This window comes from Lyngbya sp. CCY1209 (assembly GCF_055795065.1).
Window position 1 is genome coordinate 1 of the sequence record NZ_JAYFER010000025.1, and the last position, 301, is coordinate 301.

Below are 301 nucleotides of genomic sequence, written 5' to 3' on the forward strand. Positions count from 1 at the left end.
CCCAACCTGTTTGATATTGATGGCGGCGTTTTCGTCACGGTCGTTTTCCGACCCACAAGACGGGCAGCGCCACCGTCTCACGCTCAAATCCAACTCGTCTAAAACATACCCACAGCCCGAGCAGGTCTTACTGGATGGAAACCAACGGTCAATGTAGGCAACGACTTTTCCTTTCTTTTGAGCGACCCATTCCAAGATTTGCAGGAACGACCGAAATCCTAAGTCAGAGACTTTGCGTCCCCAGAGTCGCTGCATGGCTTTTAGGTTCAACGTCTCGAAATAGAGAACGTCAAACCGATCG

At 50.8% G+C, this 301-nt stretch carries 1 protein-coding gene; it reads right to left on the reverse strand.

Translation table 11 applies throughout. From position 1 onward, the window contains the following. Nucleotides 1-301 (reverse strand): RNA-guided endonuclease InsQ/TnpB family protein (locus AC0QHF_RS00125; protein ID WP_324702167.1); only part of this gene is annotated, 301 nt, incomplete at both ends.